Genomic DNA, 26,336 nt, shown 5'->3' with positions numbered 1-26,336 from the left:
ACGCGGTGCCAGCCTGTGAGGGCTGGCCCGTTTCCCCGGGCCGCTTCCCGAACCCGGCGGGCACCTTTCAATGCACCGGGCTCTCCACAAGCCCCGCAGGGCTCTCGTGTCGTGTGTCCTCTTCTGTGACCGGCCAGGGCGAGGGAATGATCGAGCCTCGATAGCGGTAGCGGGTCATGCCCACCTTCTCCAGGTCGATCAGTTCTCTGCGCTCGGTGGCAGGCCACCGTCCGCCGCCGCAGTAGCGGTGACGGAGCTCCTTCCAGGTAGACCGGCGGTGCTTGCGCCGCAGCCATCGCCAGACCGTCTCCCACAGGTAGTGGTTGAGATAGGCGAAGACCGAGGAGGACACCCCGGGCCGGAAGTAGCCGCACCAGCCCCGCAGCGTCACGTTCAAGCGACGCAGCAGGTCATCGAGCGGCTGGTTCACCTCGACCTGTCGGCACAACGTCTTGATCTTCCGTTTCGCGGCCATCACGGCCTTCTTCGACGGATACGTATAGACGTAGTACCGATCGGTGCCGCGCTTCCGGTGACGCTGGATACGCCAGCCGAGGAAGTCCACACCGTCCTCGATATGGGTGATCAGGGTCTTCTCCCCCGACAGGCGCAGGCCCATCGGGGCAAGAGCCCGGGCGGCTTCCTCGCGCAGGGCTTCGGCGTCGGCCTTCGTGCCGTGCACCATCAGGCACCAGTCGTCGGCATACCGCACCAGGCGGAATGTCGGCAGACCGCGGCGAAGCCGTCGCTCCCGCTCCCGCGGGCTGGAAACGGGGCCGCCAGGAAGCTGGGCGATGTGCTCGTCCAGCGCCGACAGCGCGATGTTCGCCAGCAGCGGGGAAAGGATGCCGCCTTGCGGGGTCCCGGCGGTGGTCTCCTCCAGCAGGCGGTCCTCGGTGAGAACGCCCGCCTTCAGGAACGCCTTCACCAGGGCCAGGACGCGCTTGTCCCCGACGCGATGTCGCACCCGGTCCATCAGGGCCGCGTGGTCGATCTCGTCGAAGCATGCCTTGATGTCGCCCTCGACGATCCACTCGTAGTTACGAGGTCTCGAAGCGAGATAGCGCACCTCGGCCACCGCATCATGGGCCCGGCGCTTGGGGCGGAACCCGTACGAACACGGAAGGAAGTCCGCCTCAAAGATCGGCTCCAGCACCAGTTTCAAGGACGCCTGGACCACCCGGTCGGCCACGGTCGGGATGCCCAGGCGGCGGAGCTTCCCGCCCGCCTTGGGGATCATCCGCTCGCGCACCGGCAGCGGGCGGAAACTGCGGTCCTTGATACTCGACCGCAGTCCGTCGAGGAACTCCTCGACGCCCTGCCATGCCTCGATGGAACGGGCCGTTCGCCCGTCCACCCCGGCCGTCTTCGCGCCCTTGTTCCCACTCACCCGATCCCACGCCACCAGCAGGAACGCGGGATCGGCAACGAGGTTGAACAGGTCGCCGAACCTGCGACGAGGATCGTCACGGGCCCAACGGTGCAGTTTCGCCTGGATCTTCAGTACCCGTCGCTCCGCTGTGAACACAGCGTGCTCCAGTTCGTCGGTGTTCACCAACGACCGCGTCCTCCTGACCTTCCAGTAACAGCCACTGCTCGGCTTACTGGCCCCCTTCGCCCTGCGGCCGCCTCTCGCGACCTCCACAGCGGGTCGTCACTCCCGCGACTACTACGGGGCCTCCGCCCCGCCCCACGGTCCTCGGCCGGAACGGGCCTTCCCGCCATGCCGGACCGGCTGTCCGGCAACGGGGCGAACCGGGGAACGGTTCCCACGTTCACCATGCGATCGGTCGGTCAGGGAGGTGCCCAGCTCTACTCCGGCAGCATCGCCGCGTCTACGCCGCAGACCTTCAACGCGGCCTCCCCACCGTCAGAGCTACACGGCTTCGGAGTTGAGGCCCCCGGATGACCCGGACCCCTCACGCACTGCACACCGGCCCGGTATCCACCAGGTTTGAGCCGGCTTCGCTGTTACGGAGCTTCGACCACTGGTTCACTCGCGTTACACCTTCTGACCTCGCTCGACGAGCCCGTGCCGTCTGGCAGTTCCGGCACGACTCGCCTTTGTCGGGGCCGCTTGCCACCCTCACCGGCGTCCCCGGATCAGGCTGCCCCCAGCTTCGTCAGGCCGCTGCGACGGCCCAACGGAAGTGGTCTTGCACCACCTCCCGATCACCACGGCGCCTCGTGGCGCACAGCTCGGCCGCGAAGAAACTTGCCGCGGCCTTCAGGATCTCGTTCGCCCGCTTCAGCTCGGCGATCTCCCTCTTCAACGCCTTGAGCCGGGCGGACTCCTCCGTCGTCGTCCCCGGCCGCGTCCCCGCGTCGATCTCCTGCTGCTTCAGCCAGTTCCGCAGCGTCTCGCGGGAACCGATGCCGAGCCTGTCCGTGACCGCCTGCAGGACGGCCGTCTCGTTCGGGTAATCGTCGCGCACCTCGGCGACCATGCGCACCACGCGACGGCGCAGCTCAAGCGGGTAACGGGAAGGTCGCGCCATGACTCAATCCTTTCACGGAATCGAGTCTCCACCTGACACGGGGCGATTCACAGGGCGGGGAGTGGAGGCCGACGGACGTGGGCCAGTGCTTCGGCGGGCGGCGCCGATGGCGATGTCTCGGCGCCCGCCGGACGTCCGGCTCACGAATGATCCGGCAGCTTCGTCCACTCGTCCCAGGTCACGTCCCGGCCGATGAAGCGCGGCCGCTCGAAGGGCCAGTCCTCGGCGATCCAGCGCGGCACGAACGTGTCCAGCGCCCGTTCGAGCGCACCGCCCACCTCGTCGTCCACCACCCACCATGAAATCTCGGCGTCGGCCCCCTGCTTCTCCGGCGGGTCGATGTAGACGCATCCGCGCAGGGCGGTGCGGTCCGCACTCTCGATCGTGTAGTTGAACGATTCGTGGGCCTCGATCTCCGTGGCGTGCCGCTGCAGATCGGCGAGGTTCGCCTCATACGACATCGTGGCCGACGGCCAGCCCCACGCGGGGCCGAAGATCGACCACAGCCGCTCCCGCGAACCCATCACCGCCGGGTAGTCCAGCGGCGCGTCCGCACTACTGATCGGGCGCAGTCGGTGGCCTCCGCCGTCGGGTATGTCAACGTGGAGGGGATGGACGAAGTCATGGGGCAGCCAGGTCATGGGCGCGAGCCAACCACGCCGAAGATCGCTGCGCAAAGGGATATACGCCGCTGCCCTGGTACTGCCGACAACCTTTCCGCATGCAGCCGAGCGCCATGACACCTGCCGGGCCAGGTCGCCCCGACCCAGGACTCGGCGTCACGTGGCGCGGTCGAGTCCGTCGTGCGCGTCGGCCGCCGCTCCCCACCAGACGCAGCCGGTGGCACGGGCAGCAGGCCCGCGGAGAGGCCCGGCAGCAGGACGGGCTCCAGCCGGACCCGCTCCTGCCTGCCCGCACAGCGCTCCAGCCCCGGTGGCCGGTAGCCCGTGCTCCGGTCGTAGTACTCCTTGGCAGGCACCGCCAGGAACTCGTTGCCGTCGGGCTCGCCGCCGTCGTTCACCGCCTCTCCGAGCGGCCGGTGCAGCGTCTTGGCCAGTCGGTACATGCCCGTCCGCGAGGCGTGGAGAGCCCCGAACCGTCCGGCCGTACGCGGAAGCCGATGCTTCCCTGAGGCGGTATCACCCGTGGCCCGTCCGTGCTGAGCGCATCGGCGTCGAACTCCATCCCGTGCCTGCGTACCTGGCCGACCATCCACAGCAGGGCGATGTCGGACAGTCCCGTCCCCTTGTAACCGCCACCGGCATCGCGGTGAACCCCGGCGAACCACACCTGCTTCAGCTCCCGGCCCCGCGCCGGAGCCGGGATTCTGATGCCACAGCGTTGGCCGGAACGCTGAGCGCCGCTCGTCGGCGGCCAGTGCATGGAGGGCCGCCTTGATCCAGCTGCTCAATTCGGTGTTGCGGAACGCCCAGCGGCGGTTGAACCGGTTCACGGGGCTTGACCCCGGATCGTGGACACCGTTTGCTATGCAGCAGTGGCCAGCGTAATCGATCGTTGTTCGTAGGTGATCAGGCTGATCTGGCCGAGTGCGGAGTGTCTTCTTTTCGTGTTGTAGCGAGTGACCCACCGGAACACCGCGAGGCGGGCCTCGCGCGCCCCTGACCAGCGTTTCCTTCTCTGCAAGGTCTCCCGTTTCAGGCTTGCGTTGAAGGATTCGGCGGCGGCGTTGTCCGCCGAGGTTCCGACCGCCCCACGTGATCTGGTCACGCCGAGTTCGCGGCACACGTTCGCGAACTCCTTCGACGCATACTGGGCGCCGTTGTCGCTGTGGAATATCGCCCCGTCAAGAGTTCCGCCGCGGGTACGGGCCGCAGCCCGGAGCGCATCGGTGACCAGCTCGGTGCGCATGTGGTCGGCGATCGACCAGCCCGCCAGCCGTTTCGAGCAAAGGTCCAACACCGTTGCCAAATACAGGAATTGGCCGTCGCCGATGGGCAGGTAAGTGATGTCGCCGACGTACCTGGTGTTCGGCTCGCTCGCGGTGAAGTCACGCCGCAGTAGATCGGGCACCGGCGTCGCGGACGGCTCGGGGACGGTAGTGCGGACCTTCTTACGCAGATGCACGCCCTGCAGGCCGATCCGGGCCATCACACGCGCGACCCGCTTGTGGTTCACCTCGATCCCGGCGTCCCACAACTCGGCCGTGATCCGCGGGACGCCGTAGGTACCGTCGGACTCCTTGTGGATCTCCCGGATCCGCCGGGCCAGGCGGGCGTCGGACCGCGCCCGCTCGATGCGGGCCGGGGCGCCCTTCAGCCACCGGTAGAACCCGGACCGGGAGACCTCCAGGACCCGGCACAGCCGCTTGACGCCGAACGCGCCGCGATGATCATCAACGAACTGGAAACGGCTCACCAGTTGGTCTCGCCGGCGAAATACTTCGCGGCCCTCCGCAGGATCTCCCGCTCGGTCTCCAGCTCCCTGATCCGAGCCCTGAGCTGCTTGTTCTCCTCTTTCAGCACATCGTCGGAGGGTACATCAACGGCCTGTACCGCCCGCGGCGAGCGACTCGCGGCCGCCGCACGGCCCTGCCGGGTGCGCTCGACCCGCACCCAATTCCGCAGCGTCTCCCGGCTGACGCCCAGGTCCTTGCTCACGCCCTCGAACGTATTCTTCGGGTCCGACAGGTACAGCGCGACAGCATCCGCCTTGAACTCCGCCGAGTACACCTTCATCACCATCAGTGACATCTCTTCCTCTGGACCCTCAAGGTCCAGTGTCCAAGGTGTCTACGATCCGGGGTGAAGCCCCCACCGCCGGCTGCAGCCGTGTTGCGTCCGGACCTGGTGTGCCCAGGGCGCCGACCGTGTCCCACACTCCGACGAGTCCGATCTCCGTCTCGCGCGCGCACGAGCGGCGGAACAGCGCGGCCGACCGCTCACCGACTTGAGCGCACAACCTGACGGTTCGCCGTTGCGCTCCGGCCAGGTCGCGGAAGTCTGCCAACGCGAGGACCTGGCCGACGCCTGCACCGCGGTCCGGAACCTGTCAATTTTGGTGAGTCAGGATTTTGCGGCTATCCCTGAGCTGGGATCTCTGCGTCGGGGTGACGCGGGTCGGTCGGCTTGTTGATCCAGACGGTGCCGGGGAGTTTCGGGGGTTCGGGGGCCTTGCGGACGAAGCGTTCGGGGTGCCGGTCGTAGACGGAGGCCAGGACGTCGGCACGCATCTCGCGGAGCTGGTCGGCGAGACCGAAGTGGACGTCGAAAGGCGTGTGCATGCCGATCCCCGAGTGTCGGTGCGCCAGGTTGTACCAGTCGAAGAAGTCTTCGCACCAGGCGCGGGCGTCCTCGATGCACCCGAACCGGTCCGGATAGTTATGGCGGTATTTGAGGGTTTTGTACTGGCTCTCGCTGAAGGGATTGTCGTTCGAGGTTTTCGGGCGCGAGTGCGACTTGGTGACGCCGAGGTTGGACATCATCTGTGCGACGTTCTCGGCGACCATGGGCGAGCCGCGGTCGGAGTGGATCGTCAACTGCCCTTCTCCGATGGTGTACTTGGCGATGCTGGAGGACAGGAACTGCTCGGCCAGCTCCTTGTTCTCGTGACCGGCGAGCATCCAGCCCACCGTGTAGCGGCTGTAGATGTCCACGATCGTGTAGAGGTAGTAGTAGCTGCCCTTGACCGGACCCTTCAGCTTCGATATGTCCCACGACCAGACCCTGTTCGGGCCCTCGGCGACCAACTCCGTTTTCTTGCGCGGCGGGTGGGTTGCCTGCCGGCGCCGTTCGCGGACCTCGCCGTGCCCGCGCAGCAGCCGGTACATCGTCGACTCCGAGCACAGATAGATGCCCCTGTCCAGCAGGACCGCGTGGATCTCGCCGGGCGCCATGTCCGCGAACTCCTCACTGTGCAGCACGTCAAGCACCTCCTCCCGCTCGGCCGCCGACAGCGAACGCGGGTGCGGCCGACGCTCGGCACGCGGCCGCACCGGCGCCAGGGACCGGCGATGATGCCGGTAGTACGTCGCCCGACTCACCCCGAGCGCGGCACATGCCCGCACCCGGCCGACCACACCTGCCAGCTCCTCCAACGCCGCAACCCTGGCCCGCTCGAAACCGGCCCGCACCTCCTCGGCCCGCACCTCCTCGGCTCCGGCTCCGGCTCCGGCTCCGGCTCCGGCTCCGGCTCCGGCTCCGGCTCCGGCTCCGGCTCCGGCTCCGGCAGGATCTTGGCCGACCGTCACTCCGGCGCCTGCCGCCGGGTCCAACTCCTCGCTGCAGATGGCTACTTCGTCTCGCCCGTGCTCGTCGCACCGCCAGTGGCGAACTGGTCCAGCAGTGCCGAGAGTTTTGACTGGACCTCGATCACCGTCTGGGCCTTGCCCAGCTCGTTCTCCAGCCGGGCGACCTTCGCCTCCAGGCGGGCGATCTCCTTGTCCCGCGGATCGGCCTTCGGCCGCCCCGCCGGCGCGGCGAGCGCGGCCTTCGCGCCCGCGTCCCGCTGCTCCCGCCAGTTCGCGATCAGCGACGAGTACAAACCCTCCCGGCGCAGCAGGGCTCCCTTGCCCTTCTTGTCGAGTGTCTCGTACTCGGCGAGGATCCTCGCCTTGTACTCCGCGGAATACCGGCGCGGACCGGCTGAACGGGGCTCTACCTGCGGATCAGGGGTCCCGTGGTCGTTGATGCTGGCCACTTGGGCACTACTCCTTCTCCACCCTCAATACATCGAATCATCCAGTATGCCTGACCCGCCCAAGAATGACAGAGAGGGGTCGGCTGGAAGCGGGCCGCCGTTCTACGGGGCAGTGCCTGTGGCAGCAGGGTTGCGAAAGGCAGTCTGCGCCGTGTCGAGGAGGTGGCGCAGGCGGAGACCGTCCGGGGCAATGGCGGTGACCAGGGCTGCCGGTCCGGCAAGGGGTGTCAGTACTGCCTGACCGTCTTGCGAAGGGCTGGCGAAATGTCTCACCTTCGAGGGCTCGTTCTCGTAAGCGGGGTCGACGGTGAGGATCTGCCCGGTCGCTCGGTGGTGGGCGAGTACGGCTGGGCCGTCCCAGGCCGGTGTGCCTGGACCGTAGTCGGCTTCCTGGTTGAGCAGGGTGCGTCCACCGCGTCGGACGATGAGGCGTGTCGTCACCTGACCTGGTGGTTCTCCTGTGCGTCCGAGAACCTGCTCCTCACGCAGGACGAGTCGCGCTGTGGGGGCGAGGTCGATGTTCCAGGTCTGCCGTAGATTGCTGCCGGCGGTGCTGATCAGGGGTTTCGGTAGCCAGTGGAGTTCTGCGTGTTCTTCCACGGTCAGCTGCACGTCGTAGGTGGCGTGTTCGACTGTGCATCCTCGCAACGCGAGGGTCGCGGCGGCGGAGGTGATGTGCAGAACCGCGCCTGGTCGTGCGACGGCTTCGATGCGCAGCCGGTCGCCGCCGAGAGGAGCGCTCATGGCGCCGACGACGCACACGCGTGCCTCGGTTCCTCGTGAACGCAGGCGCCGTAGTTCGAAGGGGCCGTCGCCCTCGAGGACCGGCAGACTGGTGATGCCGCCTCTGGTAGCTGCCGTGATGCGTGCGGTCGCCTGTAGGCCTGCGGCTGCCGACACGGCGGGCCGGGTTGCAAGGGTCATGCCGGGCCTGCCGTCCAGGCTGTGAGGAGTGGGCGAATCCAGTCGGTCACCGGCTCCACGCCGCCTTCGCTTCTGAGGGAGGTGAAGGCGACCGGAAGCTCACCGCGCTGTGCCCCGGCATCGCGGGCCATGCCCTCCAGGTCGGAGCCCACGTACGGTGCGAGGTCGGTCTTGTTGATGACGAGGAGATCGGCGGTGGTCACTCCGGGGCCGCCCTTGCGCGGAATGTCGTCGCCGCCCGCGACGTCGATGACGAAGACCTGCGCGTCGACGAGACCCTTGGAGAACGTCGCGGTGAGATTGTCGCCGCCGGACTCCAACAGGACCAGGTCGAGGGGTCGATCTCGTTCTCCAGGTCTTCGAGGGCCTCCAGGTTGGCGGAGATGTCGTCGCGGATGGCGGTGTGCGGGCAGGCGCCGGTTTCGACGGCTCTGATGCGCTCGGGTGGCAGGACGGCTTCGCGCAGCAGAAAGTCGGCGTCTTCGCGGGTATAGATGTCGTTGGTGACCACAGCGATGGACAGTTGATCCCGTAGGGCCCTGCACAGGGCGGCGACGATGGCGGTCTTCCCCGATCCGACCGGCCCGCCCAGACCGATCCGCAGGGCGCGCCGTGTGCCGTTGGGGCGTCGCGGTTCGGCGGCGCTGTAGGTGTGCCGGTGGGGGAATTTCTCGTCGAGGTCATGGCCGAGGTGCATGGGGTTTCCTGCGTGGGTCTCGTGGGTGCGGTGGTCAGGAGGCGAACAGGCGTACCGGCCAGTCGGCATGCTGCTGCGCGGTGATGTCGAGCAGCGGTGCGGAGGCGGCGGGCATCGCGTCGAGCCCGTGCTCGGGGATGTGCTGGGCTGCGGTGGCGGCTGCGGAGACAGTACGGTCGAGGTCGTCGGACAAGTGGGCGAGGACAGCGGTGGCGTCGAACGGGTCCAGGCTCAGCAGCCGGACGGTCGCCGTGGCCGGTCCGCTGATCGTTTCGTAGGCCGCCGCGTAGGCGGCATCCAGCGGGTTCAGGCCTGCCGACCGGGCGGCCAGGCCCAGGACCACCGGCTGGTGCGCGCCGTGCGGCCGGTGCGCGGCCAGGTGGTCGAGTTCGGCCGACGGCCAGGTGGCACGGGCGGCCCGCATCATCTGCCGGCCGAGTTTGCGTGCGGTGTTCCGCAGGGCCTGCACCGGTGTGCGGGCGTCGGCGGCGTCGTCGAGTTTCAGCGGATCGTGCCCGGCGGCGGCCGCGGCGGCCAGTGCCGCTGCGACCAGGCCCGTGGTGTGCAGACGTCCCCGGCAGAAGTTCTCCAGCGAGTCTGCGTCCTTGATGAGGCCGGCGGTCACGGACGCTTCGGCCCCACCGGAGTGCGCGTGGCCTCCGGCGGGGAACCGGCCGTCGGCCAGGACGATCAGCGCGGCGCGGTTCATCTGGTGCAGGTCACCTTTCGTTCCAGCTCTTCGCAGTTCACCTTGCACGTCGCCGACGTGCTTCTTGGAAGTCTCAGAAGAGGAAGTAACGCTGCGCCATCGGCAGTTCGGAGGCGTAGGCGCGGTCGACGATCTGGTCGTCGACGAAGGTCGTCACGTCCGTGACCTTCGCGCCCCCGATGACGACTTCGTAGGTGTCGGGGTCGATCGTCACGTCGGGAGTGGCGTCGTTTTCCTTCATGTGCTTTTTGAAGACGCCGCGTGTACTGGTGATGGTCCTGAACTGTTTGTTCAGCTTGTGCTTCTTGGCCAGGCCGTTCTTGACGGCCCGCTCGGTGACGAAGTTGAAGGAGATGGAGCCGGGGGCCTGGCCTGTCGCTCCCCACATGGGGCGGGGCAGGACCGGCTGTGGAGTGGGGATGGAGGCGTTGGCGTCGCCCACCTGCGCGTAGGCGATCTGTCCGCCCTTGATGACGGTGTGTGGTTTGACTCCGAAGAACTTCGGTTCCCACAGCACCAAGTCGGCCAGCTTTCCGGTCTCCACCGACCCGACGACCGCATCGATGCCCTGGGCGATGGCCGGGTTGATCGTGTACTTCGACACGTACCGGCGGGCGCGCCGGTTGTCGGCCGGCAGTGGATCATTCTCCGGGGCCGCGCTCTTGGTCTTCTTGTCCTGCGGTAGATCCTCCTGCAGGAAGCCGCGGCGTACCTTCATGACGTGCGCGGTCTGCCAGGTGCGCATGATCATTTCACCAATGCGGCCCATGGCCTGGGCGTCCGAGGACATGATGGAGATGGCGCCGAGGTCGTGCAGGGTGTCCTCGGCCGCCATCGTGGAAGGCCGGATCCGGGAGTCCGCGAAGGCCAGGTCCTCCTCGACCTTCGGGTTGAGGTGATGGCAGACCATCACCATGTCGAAGTGCTCCTTCACCGTGTTGACGGTCAGTGGCCGAGTGGGGTTGGTGGAGGCGGGAAGGACGTTCGACTCACCCACCATCTTGATCATGTCCGGGGCATGGCCTCCGCCGGCGCCCTCGACGTGGAAGACATGGATGGAGCAGCCGCCGATGGCGTCGATGGTGTCCTTGACGAAACCTGCCTCGTTCAGGGAGTCGGCATGGAGTGCGAGCTGTACACCGGTCTTCTTGCAGACCTGAAGGCATTTTCTGATGACGGCCGGGGTGGCACCCCAGTCTTCGTGGATCTTGAAGCCGATGATGCCTGCGTCCACCTGGTCGTACATGGACTTCTCGGACATGGTGGCGCCCTTGCCGAGCAGTCCGATGTTGACCGGGAAGGCGTCCAGCGCTTCGAAGGTGCGGGCGATGTGCCATGAACCGGGGGTCACGGTGGTGGCCGTGCTGCCCTCTGCGGGTCCCGTCCCGCCACCGATGAGCGTGGTGACACCTGCGGCCAGTGCCTCTTTGACCTGATCGGGGCAGATGAAGTGGACGTGCGTGTCGATGCCCCCGGCGGTGAGAATCCTGCCCTTGCCCGCGATGACCTCGGTGTCCGGGCCGATGGCGAAGTCGGTGGGCTCGGGGCCGATGTCGTTGTGAGGACCGGCTTCCTCGTGCAGAGGATCCATCGTCTCCGGGTTGTACGCTTTGCCGAGGGCGACGATGTTGCCGTCCCGGATGGCGATATCGGCTTTGACGATGCCCCAGTGGTCCAGCACGACAGCGCCGGTGATGACCGTGTCGGGCGGCTCGACGGCGAGGCTGCCGACGGACTCACGACTTCTGCCCGGGTCGCGCGGCGCGATGGACTGTCCCATCGACTCACGGATCACCTTGCCGCCGCCGAACACCATCTCGTTGCCGCTGCGTCCGGGGCCACCCGACCAGTCGTCCTCGATCCTGATCCGCAGCGCCGTGTCGGCAAGCCGGATCCGGTCGCGGACCGTCGGGCCGAACCGGTCCGCGTATGCGGGGCGGGGCAGCCGATCGGAGGGCTTCGGAGGCTGCTGGCAGCAGGAACAGTCTGGGCACTCGGTCCTGGAAGTCACACCCGCTCCTTGTCGAACGAACCCCGTGTGTTGTCGAGCGAGCCTTCGATCTTCTCGGGTAGGCCCTTGGTCCTGCCGCGCAGACCGTGCACCACACGCTCACCCTCGATGGGAACGAGTTCGACCTCCTCGGAGATGCCGGGCTCGAAACGTACGGAACTGCCGGCCGGGACGTGCAGACGCTTGCCCCACGCCCTTTTACGGTCGAACTCCAGCCCGGCGTTGGCCTCGGCGAAGTGGTAGTGCGAACCGACCTGGACAGGACGGTCAGTCGGGTTCTTGACCGTCAACTTCGTGACCTCGCGCTCTTCGTTGAAGGCCACTGCCTGGTCCTCCTCGCGCGTGGAGTGGTCCACCTTCCCCGGACAGACGGTCCCCGTTTCGCCGTCGGCCGCCTCCGGGAAGGGGGCGTGGATGGTGACCAGCTTCGTGCCGTCGGGGAACGTGGCCTCCACCTGTACGTTCTCGATCATCTCGGGGACCCCGTCCATGACCTCCTCCCGCGACAGCACCTTCCGCCCGGACGACATGAGCTCAGCAACGGTCCTGCCGTCCCGGGCCCCCTCGAGGACATGCACGATCAACAGAGCCATCGACTCGGGGTAGTTCAGCCGCACCCCCCGGGCCCGCCGTTTCTCGGCGACATCCGCCGCCACGTGAATCATCAAGCGTTCTTGCTCATGTGGAGTCAGGTGCACAGTGCTCTTCCCCCGTGTTCGGTCCTGCCCAGAGCTTCCGTCCTGGGCCTGCTTACCGGGACCGGCCGTGCCCGTATCAGCGGTCCGGGCGAAGCCCTGCGACTTGTCACCCCATGCCACTGACGCACTACCGCGGTTCGTCCTCGGCCGTTCGGTCCCGGCCCGTCGCCCAGCATCATGGTCACGCCGACCCGGCAGAGAGCAACACACTCCACCCAGCCACACCCAAATTAGTGAAAACCTGACCTTGCACCCACGCTCGCTCATTGGCTGCCAACGGAATGCGCAGCAGCCCCACGCGGTTCACATCGCGCCTGATGAGGTCTGCCGGGCTTCCCGGCGGCCGGGTCCGCGAGAGTGAGTAATCCGGTCGACGCTCGCGGCATCCCCGGAAACCGTCGCTCTCTGTCCCCCGACAGGCGGAGCCTGCAGCCCCCAGACCATGGGCCGAGGTACGTCCGCGCCGAGACCGAGACCTCTACGCAAGCTCGCCGGTGACTCCGAGGGCCAGCCCCGTATTTCGCGGGTCGCTGATTCGGCTGGAGAGCGGGGCCGGGCGGTGTCCGCACAGGCCTGTCAGCGTTGGTCCGGGTGTGTCGATGACTTCCCGGTCCCCGCGGCCACAGACGGAACGCCCCCTTATGGAGTGCGTGATCGAGTCCGTGGTGACCAAGTGTTGGGGCGCTCTGCCCGTCGCTGCCGAGTTTCTGCGCCGGCTGGATGTTGCGGGGACCGTCGGTGCCCTTTGCCCGCCCGGTCCCCGGGCGGAGCTGACGCACGGCCAGGTGATCAAGGTGCTGATGGCCAACCGGGAGCCCGCCCGTCAGGCCGCGGCCGCCCGCGGCGAAAGCAAGGGCCGGAAGACCCGCCGCCCCCGCTGGACGCTCGCCCGGTGAGCCGTACGCGGCCGCGCTGGGGGACGACCACCGGGGAGTCGTCACCCGGCGCGCGACTGCGGGAGCTCGATGAGAACTGCACGATGCGGCGATGAGTTTTCCCGGCCCGGCCGGTCCACCGTTCGTCAAGTGATCAGAAAGTGCGAAGCAGGAGGAGCAGCATGAGTCAGTTGCTGCGGGTCCAGAACTTCACCGTCTCGAGCGACGGGTTCGGCGCCGGCGAGGGCCAGAGCCTCGAGAAGCCGTTCGGCCATGCCGATCCGGGGAACTTGCTCGCCTGGGCCTTTGCCACCGACCACCCACCCGTCAACCGCTCCGAACCTGGTGGCAGCCGAGGTCTGGACGACTACTTCACGCGGGACTACGCCCGCAACATCGGCGCCGAGATCATGGGCCGCAACAAGTTCGGGCCGCAGCGCGGGCCCTGGCAGGACCACGAGTGGCAGGGGTGGTGGGGTGACGAGCCCCCGTTCCACACGCCAGTGTTCGTCATGACGCACCACAAGCGCCCGTCGTTCACGCTCTCCGACACAACGTTCCACTTCGTCGGCGGCGACCCGGCCGCAGTGCTCGCCCAGGCGAAGGAGGCGGCTCAGGGCCAGGACGTCCGGCTTGGCGGTGGGGCCACGATCATCCGGCGGTTCCTTGAGGCCGACCTCGTCGACACCTTGCATGTGGCGGTCGCGCCGACGGAGCTCGGCTCCGGGGCCCGGCTGTGGGGGTCCCCCGATGAGCTGCTCGACCGGTTCCACCAGGACGTCGTGCCCAGCCCGAGCGGCGTGACGCACCACCTGTTCTGGCGGAAGTGAGGCCGGACCGTCCAGTCGCCGCGGGCTCCGTCGCCGGCGTCCGCGGCATGGCCGCCGCCCAGCGGCGTCCTAGTACTCCAGCAGGATTTCGCTGTCTGACCTGGTCTTTTCGCCGGGTGGCGGGAGTGTAGCGGGACTTCGATCGTGCGGGGGCGGTCTCACGGAGACCGCCCCTCGATCGTGCGACAACGCCGCAGATAGTGACGGCGGCGGGGCAGCCTCCGAGGGTGATCACCGAGTCTGCCGCCGCGCAGTGGGACCTCGAACTGGACGATCTCTTCCTGACCATCGGGCACCGCTTCGGCCGAGTCGAGCTCCGCCGCCGCATGCGGGACTACGTGCGCGGGCTGCTCGCCCCGGTCGCCCGCAAGAACAGCTGGGTGCGCCACGAGGCGCCATGTGACCGAGTGGAGGTGGGAGACCTCTACCGCCGGGCCGTCGCAGCGGCCGGGTAGAAGCTGAGGGCAGTCCGGGCCGGGGAACGCCGGTGAGGACGGGAAGCAGCCCTGACAACGCCGGGACGGCGCGGTACTGCCAGACGCGTCGGGTTCGGCAAGCAAGGCCAGAAGGCGTACGAAGAGGAATCCGTGTAAAGCCCCGTAAGTCTTGTCACCGGGCTCCAATCTGGCGGATATGGGCCCGGGGTGCAGTGCGTGACCGCTTGCTTCGGCTGGGGCGGTCAACTCCGAAGCCGGTCTCCAACTGCCGGTGGGGAGGCCACGCTGAAGGTCTGCGGCGTAGGCGTGGTGATGCTGCCGGGGTAGTAGCGGGACGCCGACCTGGCCGATCGGCACATGGTGAACGTGGGAACCGCCTGCGGTCGCCCTTTCCTTCCGGACAGCCGGTCCGGCGAGGAGGGCAGGCCCGTTGCCGGCTGAGGTCCGCAGGTGGGGCGGAGGCCTCGTAGTAGTCCGAGCGGAGGAAAGCTCCGTGCATGGCGAAGGGGGCCAGCAAGTCGGCAGGGAGGATGCTGCAATGCCAGGAGGTCGCTGGTGAATACCGACGCGCTGGAGTTCGGGCTGCTCAAGGCCGAGCGCCGGGTACTGGAGATGCAGACCAAACTGCACTGTTGGGCGACCGACGATCGTGATCGCCGGTTCGATGACCTGTTCAATCTCGTTGCTGATCCCGCGTTCCTGCTGGTCGCGTGGGTTCGGGTGAGGAGGAACAGGGGCGCTCGCTCGGCCGGAGTGGACGGGCAGACGGCCCGTTCCGTGGAGGACGGGCAAGGCGTCGAGGCATTCCTCGACGAGGTGCGGTCCGACCTGAAGGACCGCACCTTCCGTCCGCTTCCCGTGCGGGAAAGGATGATCCCCAAGCCGGGGACGGCCAAGCGCCGTCGGCTGGGTATTCCGACCGTGCGGGACCGGGTGGTCCAGGCGTCCCTGAAGCTGGTACTGGAGCCGATCTTCGAGGCGTATTTCCTCCCGTGCTCCTACGGGTTCCGCCCGAAGCGCCGGGCTCACGACGCGCTCGCCGAGGCGCACCACTTCGCCAAGAACTCCTATGAGTGGATGGTGGAGGGGGACATCGAGGCGTGCTTCGACTCGATCGACCACGCGGCCCTGATGGGCCGGGTGCGTCGCCGAGTCGGAGACCGGCGCGTCCTTGACCTGGTGAAGGCGTTCTTGAAGTCGGGCATCCTCAGCGAGGCTGGCCAGTCCAAGGACACCGATTCCGGCACTCCGCAGGGTGGGATCCTCTCGCCGCTGCTGGCCAACATCGCCCTGTCGGTTCTCGATGAGTTCATCGCGGCCGGTCCGGGCGGGCCGAACTCCACGCAAGGCCAGCGGGCCCGGCGACGTCGGCAGAATCTGCCCAACTACCGGCTCTTCCGGTATGCGGACGACTTTCTGATCGCCGTGACCGGGACACGCGAGCAGGCCGAAGACATGCGCACCCAGGTGGCGGAAGTACTCGCCCCGATGGGACTGCGTCTGTCGGTGGAGAAGACGGCCATCACCCATATCGACGAGGGGCTGGACTTCCTCGGGTGGCGCCTCCAGCGTCACCGCAAACGTGGGACCCAGAAGCACTACGTCTACCTCTACCCCTCCAAGAAGGCCCTCCAAGCCGTCAAGGAGAAGGTCAAGACGCTGTGCCGACAGGACACGAACCTGCCGCTGGCAGTCGTGCTGCACCATCTCAACCCGGTGTTGCGCGGCTGGACGGCGTACTTCCGGCACGGGGTGTCGTCCGCGACCTTCCAGTACCTGTCGGCCTTCACCTGGCGGCAGGTCTTCGGGTGGCTGCGGCGAAAGCACCGCCGGTCCAACTGGAAGAGTCTTCGCCGTCGTTACTGCGCGGGCCGATGGTGGCCTGCTGATGACGAGGTGGTCTTGTTCAGGTGCGCGAAGGTGCGAACCAACCGCTATTTGTATCGCGGGAACAAGATCCCCTCGCCCTGGCCCAGTGGGAGCACGACGGCCGCGGCCGTCTGAGAGGGCTTGTGGAGAGCCGGATGCCTGGAGAGCGGGCACGTCCGGTTCGGGAGGCGGCTCGGGGAAACCCGCTGGTGGAAACACCAGCAGGGCGCCCCGAGTCGACCTCACCAGCTGGCCGAACAGGCCGGCCACTCCACCCCTGACGGCCTGCAGCACCTCCTCGCCGGATCAAAGTGGGAGCCCGATGACATCCGCGACGACCTGCAGGAATACGTCGCCGCCAAGCTCGGCGAGGCCGACGGTGTTCTGATCATCGACGACACCGGGTTCATCAAGAAGGGCACCACCTCGGCCGGAGTCCAGCGCCAGTACTCCGGAACCGCCGGCCGGACCGAGAACTGCCAGATCGGTGTCTTCGCCGCCTACGCCACCGCCCGCGGCAGGGCCCTGGTCGACCGCGAGCTCTACCTCCCGAAGTCCTGGACCGAGGACCGGGACCGCTGCCGCACCGCAAGGGTCCCCGACGAGCGGGAGTTCGCCACCAAAGGCGAACTGGCCCGGCACATGGTGCTGCGGGCCCTGGCCTCGCCTCTGCCCATTACCTGGGTCACCGCGGATTCCGCCTACGGCCAGGACAACCGATTCCGCCGGCTGCTGGAACAGTCGGGTGTCGGCTACGTACTGGCCGTCCCCAAGTCCCAGTTCACCGTGGGCTGTTCACGGATCGAGGGCCTGTTCGCGCAGGCCCCGGACGAGGCATGGGAGAAGATCTCCTGCGGCGACGGCGCGAAGGGACCCCGCGTCTACCACTGGGCAGCGGTGCGGCTGCCGGCCGTCGCCGAATTCGACTATCAGGGCGAGGTCCCGCACCGGATGCGGTGGGCACTGGCCCGGCGCAGCATCAGCAAGCCCGACGAGATCGCCTACTACCTCGCCTACGCGCCCCTTCAGGTCACCGTCCAGGAACTGGTGAGGGTCGCCGGGGCGCGCTGGGCGATCGAGGAGTGCTTCCAGGCCGCGAAGAACGAGTGCGGCCTGGACCAGTACGAGGTCCGCCGCTACGTGGGCTGGTACCGGCACATCACTCTGGCCATGTTTGCCCACGCCTTCCTGGCCGCCACGGCACACCAGTCCTGGGAAAAAGGGGCGGAACAGGTGAGACACCCGGGGTCATCGGGCTCACAGTGGCGGAGGTTCGGCGACTCCTGGCAGCTTGTCGTGCCCGGCCCCCGCACTTGAGCGGACACCGCGGACGACACCACGCGCTGAGCTGGTCGAACTGGCGCCGCCGACGCCAAGCAGTCGCCCGCCGCTGTCACTACCTGCGGCGTTGTCGCACGATCGAGGGGCGGTCTCCGTGAGACCGCCCCCGCACGATCGAAGTCCCGCTACACTCCCGCCACCCGGCGAAAAGACCAGGTCAGACAGCGAAATCCTGCTGGAGTACTAGGTCCTGTCTGAGATTCAGATCATGAGTTAGGTGGATCGCCTGCGCGCGGAGGCTGGGGGCTTCCCCTGAAGCGTGGACACCGTTTGCTATGCGGCAGAGGCCAGCGTAGCTGATCGCTGTTCGAAGGCGATCGGGCTGATGTAGCCAAGCCCCGAGTGCCTGCGTCGCGTGTTGTAGCGGGTGACCCACCGGAACACCGCGAGGCGGGCCTCGCGTGCTCCTGACCAGTGCCTCTTCCCTTGCAGGGTCTCTCTTTTCAGGGTTGCGTTGAAGCTCTCCGCGGCGGCGTTGTCCGCGCTGGTGCCGACCGCGCCGCGCGAGCGGGTCACACCGAGCCGGCGGCACACCGGGGCTTCACCCCGGATCGTAGACACCTTGGACACTGGACCTTGAGGGTCCAGAGGAAGAGATGTCACTGATGGTGATGAAGGTGTACTCGGCGGAGTTCAAGGCGGATGCTGTCGCGCTGTACCTGTCGGACCCGAAGAATACGTTCGAGGGCGTGAGCAAGGACCTGGGCGTCAGCCGGGAGACGCTGCGGAATTGGGTGCGGGTCGAGCGCACCCGGCAGGGCCGTGCGGCGGCCGCGAGTCGCTCGCCGCGGGCGGTACAGGCCGTTGATGTACCCTCCGACGATGTGCTGAAAGAGGAGAACAAGCAGCTCAGGGCTCGGATCAGGGAGCTGGAGACCGAGCGGGAGATCCTGCGGAGGGCCGCGAAGTATTTCGCCGGCGAGACCAACTGGTGAGCCGTTTCCAGTTCGTTGATGATCATCGCGGCGCGTTCGGCGTCAAGCGGCTGTGCCGGGTCCTGGAGGTCTCCCGGTCCGGGTTCTACCGGTGGCTGAAGGGCGCCCCGGCCCGCATCGAGCGGGCGCGGTCCGACGCCCGCCTGGCCCGGCGGATCCGGGAGATCCACAAGGAGTCCGACGGTACCTACGGCGTCCCGCGGATCACGGCCGAGTTGTGGGACGCCGGGATCGAGGTGAACCACAAGCGGGTCGCGCGTGTGATGGCCCGGATCGGCCTGCAGGGCGTGCATCTGCGTAAGAAGGTCCGCACTACCGTCCCCGAGCCGTCCGCGACGCCGGTGCCCGATCTACTGCGGCGTGACTTCACCGCGAGCGAGCCGAACACCAGGTACGTCGGCGACATCACTTACCTGCCCATCGGCGACGGCCAATTCCTGTATTTGGCAACGGTGTTGGACCTTTGCTCGAAACGGCTGGCGGGCTGGTCGATCGCCGACCACATGCGCACCGAGCTGGTCACCGATGCGCTCCGGGCTGCGGCCCGTACCCGCGGCGGAACTCTTGACGGGGCGATATTCCACAGCGACAACGGCGCCCAGTATGCGTCGAAGGAGTTCGCGAACGTGTGCCGCGAACTCGGCGTGACCAGATCACGTGGGGCGGTCGGAACCTCGGCGGAGGTGAGTCGGCGGCGGGAATTTCACCCACCGCCGCTCTCAGAACCGTGCGTGAACCTCGCGACTCACACGGCTCCCATTGTTGAACCAGTGGGCAACGCGCCATGCTTCCAGTGAGCGAACATGCCCGGGAATGCTGAGGCAATCTCAGCCAGCCTTCTCCGGGCCTTTCTTGAAGCACGACGATACCGTTTGTACTTCCTCCGGGCCCATTTCACCAGGAACGGATTGATCTGCTGTTCCAGAAACCTGATCAACCTGGACTTGTAGAAGCGCCCATAGTAGTTGATCCATCCCGCCACGACGGGGTTGATCATCGCGGCGATCTCCTGAAAGCTCAGCTCGGTACAGCGCCCCAGTCGCCAGCTCCGGATAGTCCTCGCCATGGACTTCATGGCTGTTTCGCTCACTGCGGGAAGGAAGCCGGTCTTCAGCCTCCCATCCCGCAAGCGGGCAGCCCGAGGACGGAAGGTATACCCCAGAAACGTGAACTTCGTGACCGGGAACTCCCGTTCACGACCTTCCTGTTTGCAGTACACCACCCTGGTTTTCTCCGGATGGAGACGTAATCCGAACTGCAGCAGCCTGCCCTCGATGATGTCGCGGACGAAAATCGCCTGCTTCTCACTGGCACAGTGCACCACAGCATCGTCGCCGTACCGCTCGAATCTGATCGCCGGGTACTCCCGGACCAACCACGCGTCAAAGGCGTAGTGCATGAACAGATTCGACAACAATGGTGAAATAGCAGACCCTTGGGGAGTCCCCTTTTCCCGCCTGACGAGCGTTCCGTCGGGCTGTTGTACGGGGGCGACTAGCCACCGTTTCACATACAGCAGAACCCACGGAAGATTGGTATGCCTTTCCACTGCCGCGTTGATGGGGCCGTGCGGCACGTTGTCGAAGAAGCCCTGGATGTCAAGGTCGATCACCCAAGGATGCCTCCAGCACCGCTGCTTGCACGTCTCCACCGCATCCAGCGCGGACCGCCTCGGGCGGTAGCCATACGAGTCCTGATGGAAGATCTGCTCCACCTCAGGCTCCAATGTCATAGCCACTACCGTCTGGGCGATCCTGTCGGCCACGGTCGGAACCCCAAGGCTCCGAATCCCACCGCCGGCTTTGGGAATATCAACCGCTCTCACGGGTGGAGGGAAGTAGCTTCCCGAGGACAGCCGGTTCCACAGCTTGTACAGGTTGTTCTTCTCATCCTGCTCAAACTCCGCTAAAGACTGCCCATCCACCCCAGCCGCTCCCCTGTTGGCCTTGACCTTCAGGTATGCGTTCCAGACCAGCCGCCTCGGAATATCAAACGGCTTGTCCGCTGGCCTTGTCTCGACCATCCGATTCCTCCCATCGCTGGTTGATCGCCGATCGACACCCAACAACACGTCCCCTTCGCTCCACCCCTATTACGGAGGTTTCATCACTACTACGGGACGTTCCGCCCTCCCGACGCGCGACCGGTACTCCGGCCCTCATGACTCTTCGCCACTTGCGCCTCTCCCTCTCGCGAGCCACGTCAACCCATGGATCGCGGTTTCGCGTCGAGGAGTTCTCCAGTTCCGTTGTGAAGCCCAGACTGAGCTCGCGCCACCTTCATGCCGGACACCGCCAGACCAGTAAACAGGTTCCCGTCTGGCTTGTCCCAGGACAGCATTGAGGCCCTGGTTTTGATGTCGTCTAAGCTTTACGACACGTCATCGGCGGTTCACTTGCGTTCGCCTTCTCAGCCCACACCTGCCATATTTAGTACGGCTTTTCCATGACGCTCACCACCACGGCTCATTCACCGCAGCAGCTCATGGTGGTTTGACACCTGCACCTGCATGCCGATGCCGAAGGACCTACCTTCATCTCCACAACAGCATGGCAACTGTTCGTTCCCGTCTTCTACATCAGAACCTCACAATCACCTTCTGGACACACCAACGCCGCCGCCGAATCCTTCAACGCAAGCCTGAAACGGGAGACCTTGCAGAGAAGGAAACGCTGGTCAGGGGCGCGCGAGGCCCGCCTCGCGGTGTTCCGGTGGGTCACTCGCTACAACACGAAAAGAAGACACTCCGCACTCGGCCAGATCAGCCCGATCACCTACGAACAACGATCGATTACGCTGGCCACTGCTGCATAGCAAACGGTGTCCACGATCCGGGGTCAAGCCCCGATCATGCTCACCTGCGGAACGTACGACGCCGCGGGCGACTTCGCCTACCGCGTGGGCCTGCCCGGCAAGAGCGGTGTCGGCGGCGGCATCATCGCCGTCGTTCCCGGCCGCTGCACGCTCTGCGTATGGGGGCCCGGCCTGGACGAGCGGGGCAACTCGGTGGCGGGAGTGGCGGCCCTGGACCGCTTCACGACGCTCACAGGACTGTCGGTGTTCTAGCGTCGGGGCACCAGGGACCCGTCGATGAACAAGTGACCTGCTTCCAGCGCCTTGTGGCGATCCGGCCAGCGGGGCTTGACCCCGGATCGTGGACACCGTTTGCTATGCAGCAGTGGCCAGCGTAATCGATCGTTGTTCGTAGGTGATCGGGCTGATCTGGCCGAGTGCGGAGTGTCTTCTTTTCGTGTTGTAGCGAGTGACCCACCGGAACACCGCGAGGCGGGCCTCGCGCGCCCCTGACCAGCGTTTCCTTCTCTGCAAGGTCTCCCGTTTCAGGCTTGCGTTGAAGGATTCGGCGGCGGCGTTGTCCGCCGAGGTTCCGACCGCCCCACGTGATCTGGTCACGCCGAGTTCGCGGCACACGTTCGCGAACTCCTTCGACGCATACTGGGCGCCGTTGTCGCTGTGGAATATCGCCCCGTCAAGAGTTCCGCCGCGGGTACGGGCCGCAGCCCGGAGCGCATCGGTGACCAGCTCGGTGCGCATGTGGTCGGCGATCGACCAGCCCGCCAGCCGTTTCGAGCAAAGGTCCAACACCGTTGCCAAATACAGGAATTGGCCGTCGCCGATGGGCAGGTAAGTGATGTCGCCGACGTACCTGGTGTTCGGCTCGCTCGCGGTGAAGTCACGCCGCAGTAGATCGGGCACCGGCGTCGCGGACGGCTCGGGGACGGTAGTGCGGACCTTCTTACGCAGATGCACGCCCTGCAGGCCGATCCGGGCCATCACACGCGCGACCCGCTTGTGGTTCACCTCGATCCCGGCGTCCCACAACTCGGCCGTGATCCGCGGGACGCCGTAGGTACCGTCGGACTCCTTGTGGATCTCCCGGATCCGCCGGGCCAGGCGGGCGTCGGACCGCGCCCGCTCGATGCGGGCCGGGGCGCCCTTCAGCCACCGGTAGAACCCGGACCGGGAGACCTCCAGGACCCGGCACAGCCGCTTGACGCCGAACGCGCCGCGATGATCATCAACGAACTGGAAACGGCTCACCAGTTGGTCTCGCCGGCGAAATACTTCGCGGCCCTCCGCAGGATCTCCCGCTCGGTCTCCAGCTCCCTGATCCGAGCCCTGAGCTGCTTGTTCTCCTCTTTCAGCACATCGTCGGAGGGTACATCAACGGCCTGTACCGCCCGCGGCGAGCGACTCGCGGCCGCCGCACGGCCCTGCCGGGTGCGCTCGACCCGCACCCAATTCCGCAGCGTCTCCCGGCTGACGCCCAGGTCCTTGCTCACGCCCTCGAACGTATTCTTCGGGTCCGACAGGTACAGCGCGACAGCATCCGCCTTGAACTCCGCCGAGTACACCTTCATCACCATCAGTGACATCTCTTCCTCTGGACCCTCAAGGTCCAGTGTCCAAGGTGTCTACGATCCGGGGTGAAGCCCCAGCAATGTGACCTTGTGGAACACGCTACTTATTCTCCGTCGGTCTCACAGGGTCTATCAGAGCGCGGGATGTGGTGTTTCGCTGGTCTTGTCATCGCTTGATGGTGTGATGTTGGGGCAACGCCGCCGGTCAGGCGTTCGGGGTTCGCTTGGGTTGCGGCATGAGCATGCACAAGCCGTATCCGAGTGATCTCACCGATGAGCAGTGGAAGCTTGCCGAACCCGTGATCGCGGCAGGGAAGGCCCAGCATCCGTCGGTCAGCGGCCATCAGGGGAAGTACGCGATGCGGGAGATCGCGAACGCGATCCTCTACCAGAACCGCACGGGGTGTCAGTGGGATTTCCCGCCCCACGACATGCCCCCGCCCGGAGCGGTGAAGTACTACTTCCACCTCTGGCGCGACGAGGGCACCGACTAGGACATTCACGATCTGCTGCGCTGGCAGTTGCGTCGGTGTCTGTCAAGTCAAATGAATGTGGCGCTATGAGATCTGTTGTTCTTTTTGATGTCGCTTGGCGGGGTGGTTGATCCATGCCTGGCGGGGGATTGACGGCGGGACGGGGCGGCGGTTGAACCGCTCCGGATGTTTTTCGTAGGCCGCTGTGAGGGTGGCGGCTCGTTGCTCGCGCACCAGCTCCGCGGTGCCGAAGTGCACGCTGGCCGGGGTGTGGTAGCCGATCCCTCAGTGCCGGTGGACGTGGTTGTAGTAGCTGATGAAGCCGTCCATCCAGTCCCGGGCGTGTGTCAGCGGGTCGAACCCGCGCGGGAAGTCGGGCTGGTACTTGGTGGTCTTGAAGTGGCTTTCGCTGTAGGGGTTGTCGTTGCTCACCTTGGGGCGTGAGTGGCTGCGGGTGACTCCGAGGTCGATCAGCAGCTGTGAGACCTTCTTGGAGGTCATGGAGGTGCCCCGGTCGGCGTGCACGGTCTCGGGCACGATGCCGTTGCGCTCGATGGTCTCGCGGATCAGCTCCTCGGCCCGGTCGGCCGATTCGGCCCGTTCCACGGTGTGGCCGACGATGTAGCGGCTGTAGATGTCGATGATGACGTAGGCGTGGTACCAGATGCCCTTGTCCTCACCGGCCAGCTTCGTGATGTCCCAGGTGAACACCTGCGAAGGGGCGTCGGCGACGGGTTCGGGCACGGTCCTGGCGCCGTGGGTGGCGATCCGGCGCCGCTCGCCGTCCTGCCCGGCCTCCTTGAGGATCCGGTACATCGTGCGCTCGGAGCAGTGGTAGCGGCCCTCGTCCAGTTCGCGGGCGTAGATCTGGGCCGGCGGCAGTTCGGCGTACTCGCAGCTGTTCATCAGCGCCAGCACGGCGGCCCGCTCGGTGGCCGACAGTGCGGTGACCGGGGTCGGCCGTGGTCGCTTGTCCGCCGACGGCCTGGGGTGCAGCCGCCGGTGGTGGGTCGCCCGGGAACGCCCGGTGATCCGGCAGGTGTCCACGATGCCCACCAGCAGCCTCAACTCCTCGACCGCCGCGTGCAGGTGGCCGTCCAGGACCTGGCTCAGTCCGCGCTCCTGGACAGTGACTGCAAGAGCGCGTGTGTTTTTCCCGGCACCTCCAGAGCCGCGTTCCTCTGGTCCACCTCCGCACGCAGCCGCTCGTTCGCCCGCCGCAGCTTGGCGTTCTCGGCCTCGGCCGGGTGCTTCCTGGGGCGGACAGGGCTGGTGCGGTGATCGGACAGCCGCGCGAGCGCACCTGTGTCACGGGCCGTACGCCACTCGATCACGTGGGAGTGGTACAGGCGCTCGCGGCGCAGAACGGCGCCCTTCTCGCCGACCGGGGCGGCGTCGTACTCGGCGACGATCCGCAGCTTGTACTCGGCGGTGAAGGTCCGACGCTTCGGCTTCGAAGCCCGATCGGCACCAGGACCACTGCTGCTGGTCATACGTGTGGTTCTCCTGCTCACTCGTGCACCCAGGCTAACTGATCGCACCAAGGCGTCTCTCCTAGGTCCTGTCTGGGGTTCGGATCATGAGTGCGGTGTGATGCTGCGGATCCAGAGCATCGCGCCGCAGAGATGGAGTCCGGCTTCGTAGCTCTGCGGGGTTTTGTCATAGCGGGTGGCGATGCCACGCCAGTTGCGGAGCCGGTTGATACAACGCTCCACGGTGTTGCGGTCCTTGTACAGCTCGGCGTCGTGGGAGATGGGTCGGCCGCCGGCGCTGCCGCGCTTCTTGCGGTTCGCGGCTTGGTCGGCCTTCTCCGGAATGACCGCCTTGATCCCGCGTATGCGTAGGTAGCGGCGGTTCTTCCGGGAGGAGTACGCCTTGTCCCCGGCCACGGCGTCCGGCCGGGTCCGGGGGCGTCCGACGGGGCCGCGGACCTTAATCCGCTTGAGGACCGCGGTGAACTGCGGGCTGTCACCCGCCTGTCCAGGGGTGAGGACGAACACCAGCGGCCGGCACCGGCGATCGGCCGCAACATGGATCTTGCTGGTCAGCCCGCCTCGGGAACGTCCCAGTTCAGCGGCTTTCAACCGGGCCCGGCGCCGTCTGCGGATCCGTCGTCGCTCGGTGCGTGCCTCGTCTTCGCCTTGGGCATCACCTTGTCCGTCCTGCGGCTGTTGTCCCTCCTTGCCGCCCCCTTTTCCGCTTCGGCGGCGGCCTCAAGGGCCGCCAGCTGCTCGGGATCGAGGACCATCCCGGCGGCATGGTGGTGAGCGCGGGAGGTTGCCGAGTCCACGCTGACCAGACCCATGTCAACCTGGTCACGGGCGGCAGCCTCGGCGATCATCGCTTCCATCACCTGCTGGAAGATGCCCCGCTTCGCCCAGATCCGGAAGCGGTCGTACGCACTCTGCCAGGGCCCAAACTCGGTCGGCAGATCACGCCAGGGAGCCCCGGTGCGGAACCGCCACATCGCCGCGTTGAAGTACTTTCGCAGATCAGGGATGGGCCCGACCGCGGCATACGGGAGATGGGGTTCAACCAGGGACCACTGCTCATCGGTGAGATCGCCTCGCGCCATGACTCATGACCTATCAAGACCGAGCCTCCGCGCGCAGGCGATCCACCTAACTCATGATCTGAATCTCAGACAGGACCTAACGCTGTCAGGGAGGGAACGTCCTTGCCTGCGCGGTGAACCCTATTCAACTCCTTGCTGGTGAAGCCCCGCCGGGCCAGGGAGACAACCCTTCCCCCACCCGAAGCCACTGTTCGAGTGGTGCGGTCCGCCTCGGCCGGTTCGCGTGTCCTGTGTTCCACCACCCTGTGGTCGCGCCCTCGACGGGGAGGTCAGCGGCTCCGCGCTCTCGGTCCCGGCTCGCCGGATTCCGGCAGCTGTACCGTCTTCTGCTCCCACCGGCTCGCCAAGAATTGTGATCACGTGCAAGAACCTCGCGGTCCACCTGAACCAGCCACGCCGCGCAAACGTAGGGAGAACGGGAGGACGCAC

20 protein-coding genes and 9 pseudogenes are annotated in these 26,336 nt (G+C 66.6%); 9 read left to right on the top strand and 20 right to left on the bottom strand.

All coding sequences use genetic code 11. The features are described from left to right. Positions 1–67: 67 nt before the first annotated feature. The 14 genes and pseudogenes from ltrA (HUV60_RS32735) to HUV60_RS32680 all read right to left on the bottom strand — a co-directional run bounded on the left by ltrA (HUV60_RS32735) (position 68) and on the right by HUV60_RS32680 (position 12,193). Complete coding sequence (ltrA, locus tag HUV60_RS32735; RefSeq protein WP_257853685.1) at positions 68–1,555, bottom strand: group II intron reverse transcriptase/maturase; 1,488 nt, start codon at positions 1,553–1,555, stop codon at positions 68–70. Positions 1,556–2,123: 568 nt separating this feature from the next. Then, positions 2,124–2,498, bottom strand: a complete 375-nt coding sequence (locus HUV60_RS32730) for a transposase (RefSeq protein WP_257853684.1) — start codon at positions 2,496–2,498, stop codon at positions 2,124–2,126. 140 nt (positions 2,499–2,638) lie between these two features. Next, positions 2,639–3,139 (bottom strand): N-acetyltransferase, encoded by a 501-nt coding sequence (locus HUV60_RS32725; protein ID WP_257853683.1) that lies wholly within the window; start codon positions 3,137–3,139, stop codon positions 2,639–2,641. Next, positions 3,136–3,564 carry a hypothetical protein gene (locus tag HUV60_RS32720; RefSeq protein ID WP_257853682.1) on the bottom strand — a complete coding sequence of 143 codons (429 nt, stop codon included), beginning with the start codon at positions 3,562–3,564 and terminating at the stop codon, positions 3,136–3,138. Before HUV60_RS32720 ends, HUV60_RS32725 begins: the two co-directional genes overlap by 4 nt. Further along, positions 3,516–3,881 (bottom strand): phospholipase effector Tle1 domain-containing protein, encoded by a 366-nt coding sequence (locus HUV60_RS34190; protein ID WP_443047481.1) that lies wholly within the window; start codon positions 3,879–3,881, stop codon positions 3,516–3,518. Before HUV60_RS34190 ends, HUV60_RS32720 begins: the two co-directional genes overlap by 49 nt. Continuing rightward, positions 3,874–3,951: pseudogene (locus HUV60_RS34185) on the bottom strand (hypothetical protein); the annotation flags it as partial. The pseudogene HUV60_RS34185 and the gene HUV60_RS34190, both read right to left, overlap by 8 nt. A gap of 32 nt (positions 3,952–3,983) precedes the next feature. After that, a protein-coding gene (locus HUV60_RS32715) for an IS3 family transposase (protein WP_257853785.1) occupies positions 3,984–5,200 on the bottom strand; the annotation gives its coding sequence in 2 pieces (ribosomal slippage) (positions 3,984–4,885 and positions 4,885–5,200; 1,218 coding nt in all). A gap of 335 nt (positions 5,201–5,535) precedes the next feature. Then, positions 5,536–6,603 (bottom strand): IS3 family transposase, encoded by a 1,068-nt coding sequence (locus tag HUV60_RS32710; protein WP_269441264.1) that lies wholly within the window; start codon positions 6,601–6,603, stop codon positions 5,536–5,538. Positions 6,604–6,746: 143 nt separating this feature from the next. Beyond that, positions 6,747–7,154 (bottom strand): transposase, encoded by a 408-nt coding sequence (locus tag HUV60_RS32705; protein ID WP_257853678.1) that lies wholly within the window; start codon positions 7,152–7,154, stop codon positions 6,747–6,749. 102 nt (positions 7,155–7,256) lie between these two features. Continuing rightward, positions 7,257–8,078: an urease accessory protein UreD gene (locus HUV60_RS32700; RefSeq protein WP_257853676.1), complete on the bottom strand. Its 822-nt coding sequence runs from the start codon at positions 8,076–8,078 to the stop codon at positions 7,257–7,259. Beyond that, positions 8,075–8,775 (bottom strand): annotated as a pseudogene (gene ureG / locus HUV60_RS32695) (urease accessory protein UreG). The gene HUV60_RS32700 and the pseudogene ureG overlap by 4 nt, the downstream one beginning before the upstream one ends. Positions 8,776–8,809: 34 nt before the next feature. Beyond that, positions 8,810–9,484 (bottom strand): urease accessory protein UreF, encoded by a 675-nt coding sequence (locus tag HUV60_RS32690; protein ID WP_257853673.1) that lies wholly within the window; start codon positions 9,482–9,484, stop codon positions 8,810–8,812. 73 nt (positions 9,485–9,557) lie between these two features. Beyond that, positions 9,558–11,429 (bottom strand): urease subunit alpha, encoded by a 1,872-nt coding sequence (locus tag HUV60_RS32685; RefSeq protein ID WP_257853784.1) that lies wholly within the window; start codon positions 11,427–11,429, stop codon positions 9,558–9,560. A 62-nt stretch (positions 11,430–11,491) separates the two neighbouring features. Continuing rightward, positions 11,492–12,193, bottom strand: a complete 702-nt coding sequence (locus HUV60_RS32680) for an urease subunit gamma (RefSeq protein ID WP_257853672.1) — start codon at positions 12,191–12,193, stop codon at positions 11,492–11,494. A 650-nt stretch (positions 12,194–12,843) separates the two neighbouring features. Between HUV60_RS32680 and HUV60_RS32675 the strand changes: the two genes are divergently transcribed. The 5 genes and pseudogenes from HUV60_RS32675 (at position 12,844) to HUV60_RS32655 (ending at position 17,521) form a co-directional block, all read left to right on the top strand. After that, on the top strand, positions 12,844–13,089 hold the full coding sequence (locus HUV60_RS32675) for a DUF4277 domain-containing protein (RefSeq protein ID WP_257853671.1): 246 nt from the start codon (positions 12,844–12,846) through the stop codon (positions 13,087–13,089). A 161-nt stretch (positions 13,090–13,250) separates the two neighbouring features. Then, positions 13,251–13,898, top strand: a complete 648-nt coding sequence (locus tag HUV60_RS32670; RefSeq protein ID WP_257853669.1) for a dihydrofolate reductase family protein — start codon at positions 13,251–13,253, stop codon at positions 13,896–13,898. Between the two features lie 227 nt (positions 13,899–14,125). Next, a pseudogene (locus HUV60_RS32665) lies at positions 14,126–14,296 on the top strand (IS701 family transposase); the annotation flags it as partial. A 594-nt stretch (positions 14,297–14,890) separates the two neighbouring features. Then, positions 14,891–16,339: a group II intron reverse transcriptase/maturase gene (gene ltrA / locus HUV60_RS32660; protein ID WP_257848168.1), complete on the top strand. Its 1,449-nt coding sequence runs from the start codon at positions 14,891–14,893 to the stop codon at positions 16,337–16,339. A 6-nt stretch (positions 16,340–16,345) separates the two neighbouring features. Then, positions 16,346–17,521 carry an IS701 family transposase gene (locus tag HUV60_RS32655; protein WP_257853667.1) on the top strand — a complete coding sequence of 392 codons (1,176 nt, stop codon included), beginning with the start codon at positions 16,346–16,348 and terminating at the stop codon, positions 17,519–17,521. Between the two features lie 297 nt (positions 17,522–17,818). Here the strand turns inward: HUV60_RS32655 and HUV60_RS32650 are convergent. Then, positions 17,819–18,085, bottom strand: a pseudogene (locus tag HUV60_RS32650) (integrase core domain-containing protein); the annotation flags it as partial. A 65-nt stretch (positions 18,086–18,150) separates the two neighbouring features. Between HUV60_RS32650 and HUV60_RS32645 the strand changes: the two are divergent. Beyond that, a pseudogene (locus HUV60_RS32645) lies at positions 18,151–19,163 on the top strand (IS3 family transposase); the annotation flags it as partial. A 62-nt stretch (positions 19,164–19,225) separates the two neighbouring features. Here HUV60_RS32645 and ltrA (HUV60_RS32640) read toward each other — a convergent pair. Then, positions 19,226–20,503: a group II intron reverse transcriptase/maturase gene (gene ltrA / locus HUV60_RS32640; protein ID WP_257847794.1), complete on the bottom strand. Its 1,278-nt coding sequence runs from the start codon at positions 20,501–20,503 to the stop codon at positions 19,226–19,228. A 587-nt stretch (positions 20,504–21,090) separates the two neighbouring features. Between ltrA (HUV60_RS32640) and HUV60_RS32635 the strand changes: the two are divergent. Continuing rightward, a pseudogene (locus HUV60_RS32635) lies at positions 21,091–21,294 on the top strand (integrase core domain-containing protein); the annotation flags it as partial. Between the two features lie 33 nt (positions 21,295–21,327). After that, positions 21,328–21,546 (top strand): annotated as a pseudogene (locus HUV60_RS32630) (glutaminase); the annotation flags it as partial. 102 nt (positions 21,547–21,648) lie between these two features. Here the strand turns inward: HUV60_RS32630 and HUV60_RS32625 are convergent. After that, positions 21,649–22,865 (bottom strand): IS3 family transposase gene (locus HUV60_RS32625; protein ID WP_257853782.1). Its coding sequence is split into 2 segments (ribosomal slippage): positions 21,649–22,550 and positions 22,550–22,865, totalling 1,218 coding nucleotides; the frame shifts between segments, so codons are not numbered across the junction. A gap of 230 nt (positions 22,866–23,095) precedes the next feature. Between HUV60_RS32625 and HUV60_RS32620 the strand changes: the two are divergent. After that, a pseudogene (locus tag HUV60_RS32620) lies at positions 23,096–23,350 on the top strand (transposase); the annotation flags it as partial. Positions 23,351–23,617: 267 nt separating this feature from the next. On the opposite strand, the gene HUV60_RS32615 reads toward HUV60_RS32620, so the two are convergent. From HUV60_RS32615 to HUV60_RS32605, 3 genes and pseudogenes are all read right to left on the bottom strand, one after another. Continuing rightward, a complete protein-coding gene (locus HUV60_RS32615) occupies positions 23,618–24,400 on the bottom strand; it encodes a DDE-type integrase/transposase/recombinase (protein WP_257853664.1) in 783 nt (260 codons plus the stop codon). A 41-nt stretch (positions 24,401–24,441) separates the two neighbouring features. Next, on the bottom strand, positions 24,442–24,825 hold the full coding sequence (locus HUV60_RS32610; RefSeq protein ID WP_257853663.1) for a hypothetical protein: 384 nt from the start codon (positions 24,823–24,825) through the stop codon (positions 24,442–24,444). 84 nt (positions 24,826–24,909) lie between these two features. Further along, a pseudogene (locus HUV60_RS32605) lies at positions 24,910–25,907 on the bottom strand (IS5 family transposase). Between the last annotated feature and the right edge of the window lie 429 nt (positions 25,908–26,336).

The organism is Streptomyces sp. KMM 9044 (assembly GCF_024701375.2).
Lineage (GTDB): Bacteria > Actinomycetota > Actinomycetes > Streptomycetales > Streptomycetaceae > Streptomyces.
Note: the sequence above shows the minus strand (reverse complement) of the source record. Positions and strands in the feature narration are given on the sequence as shown.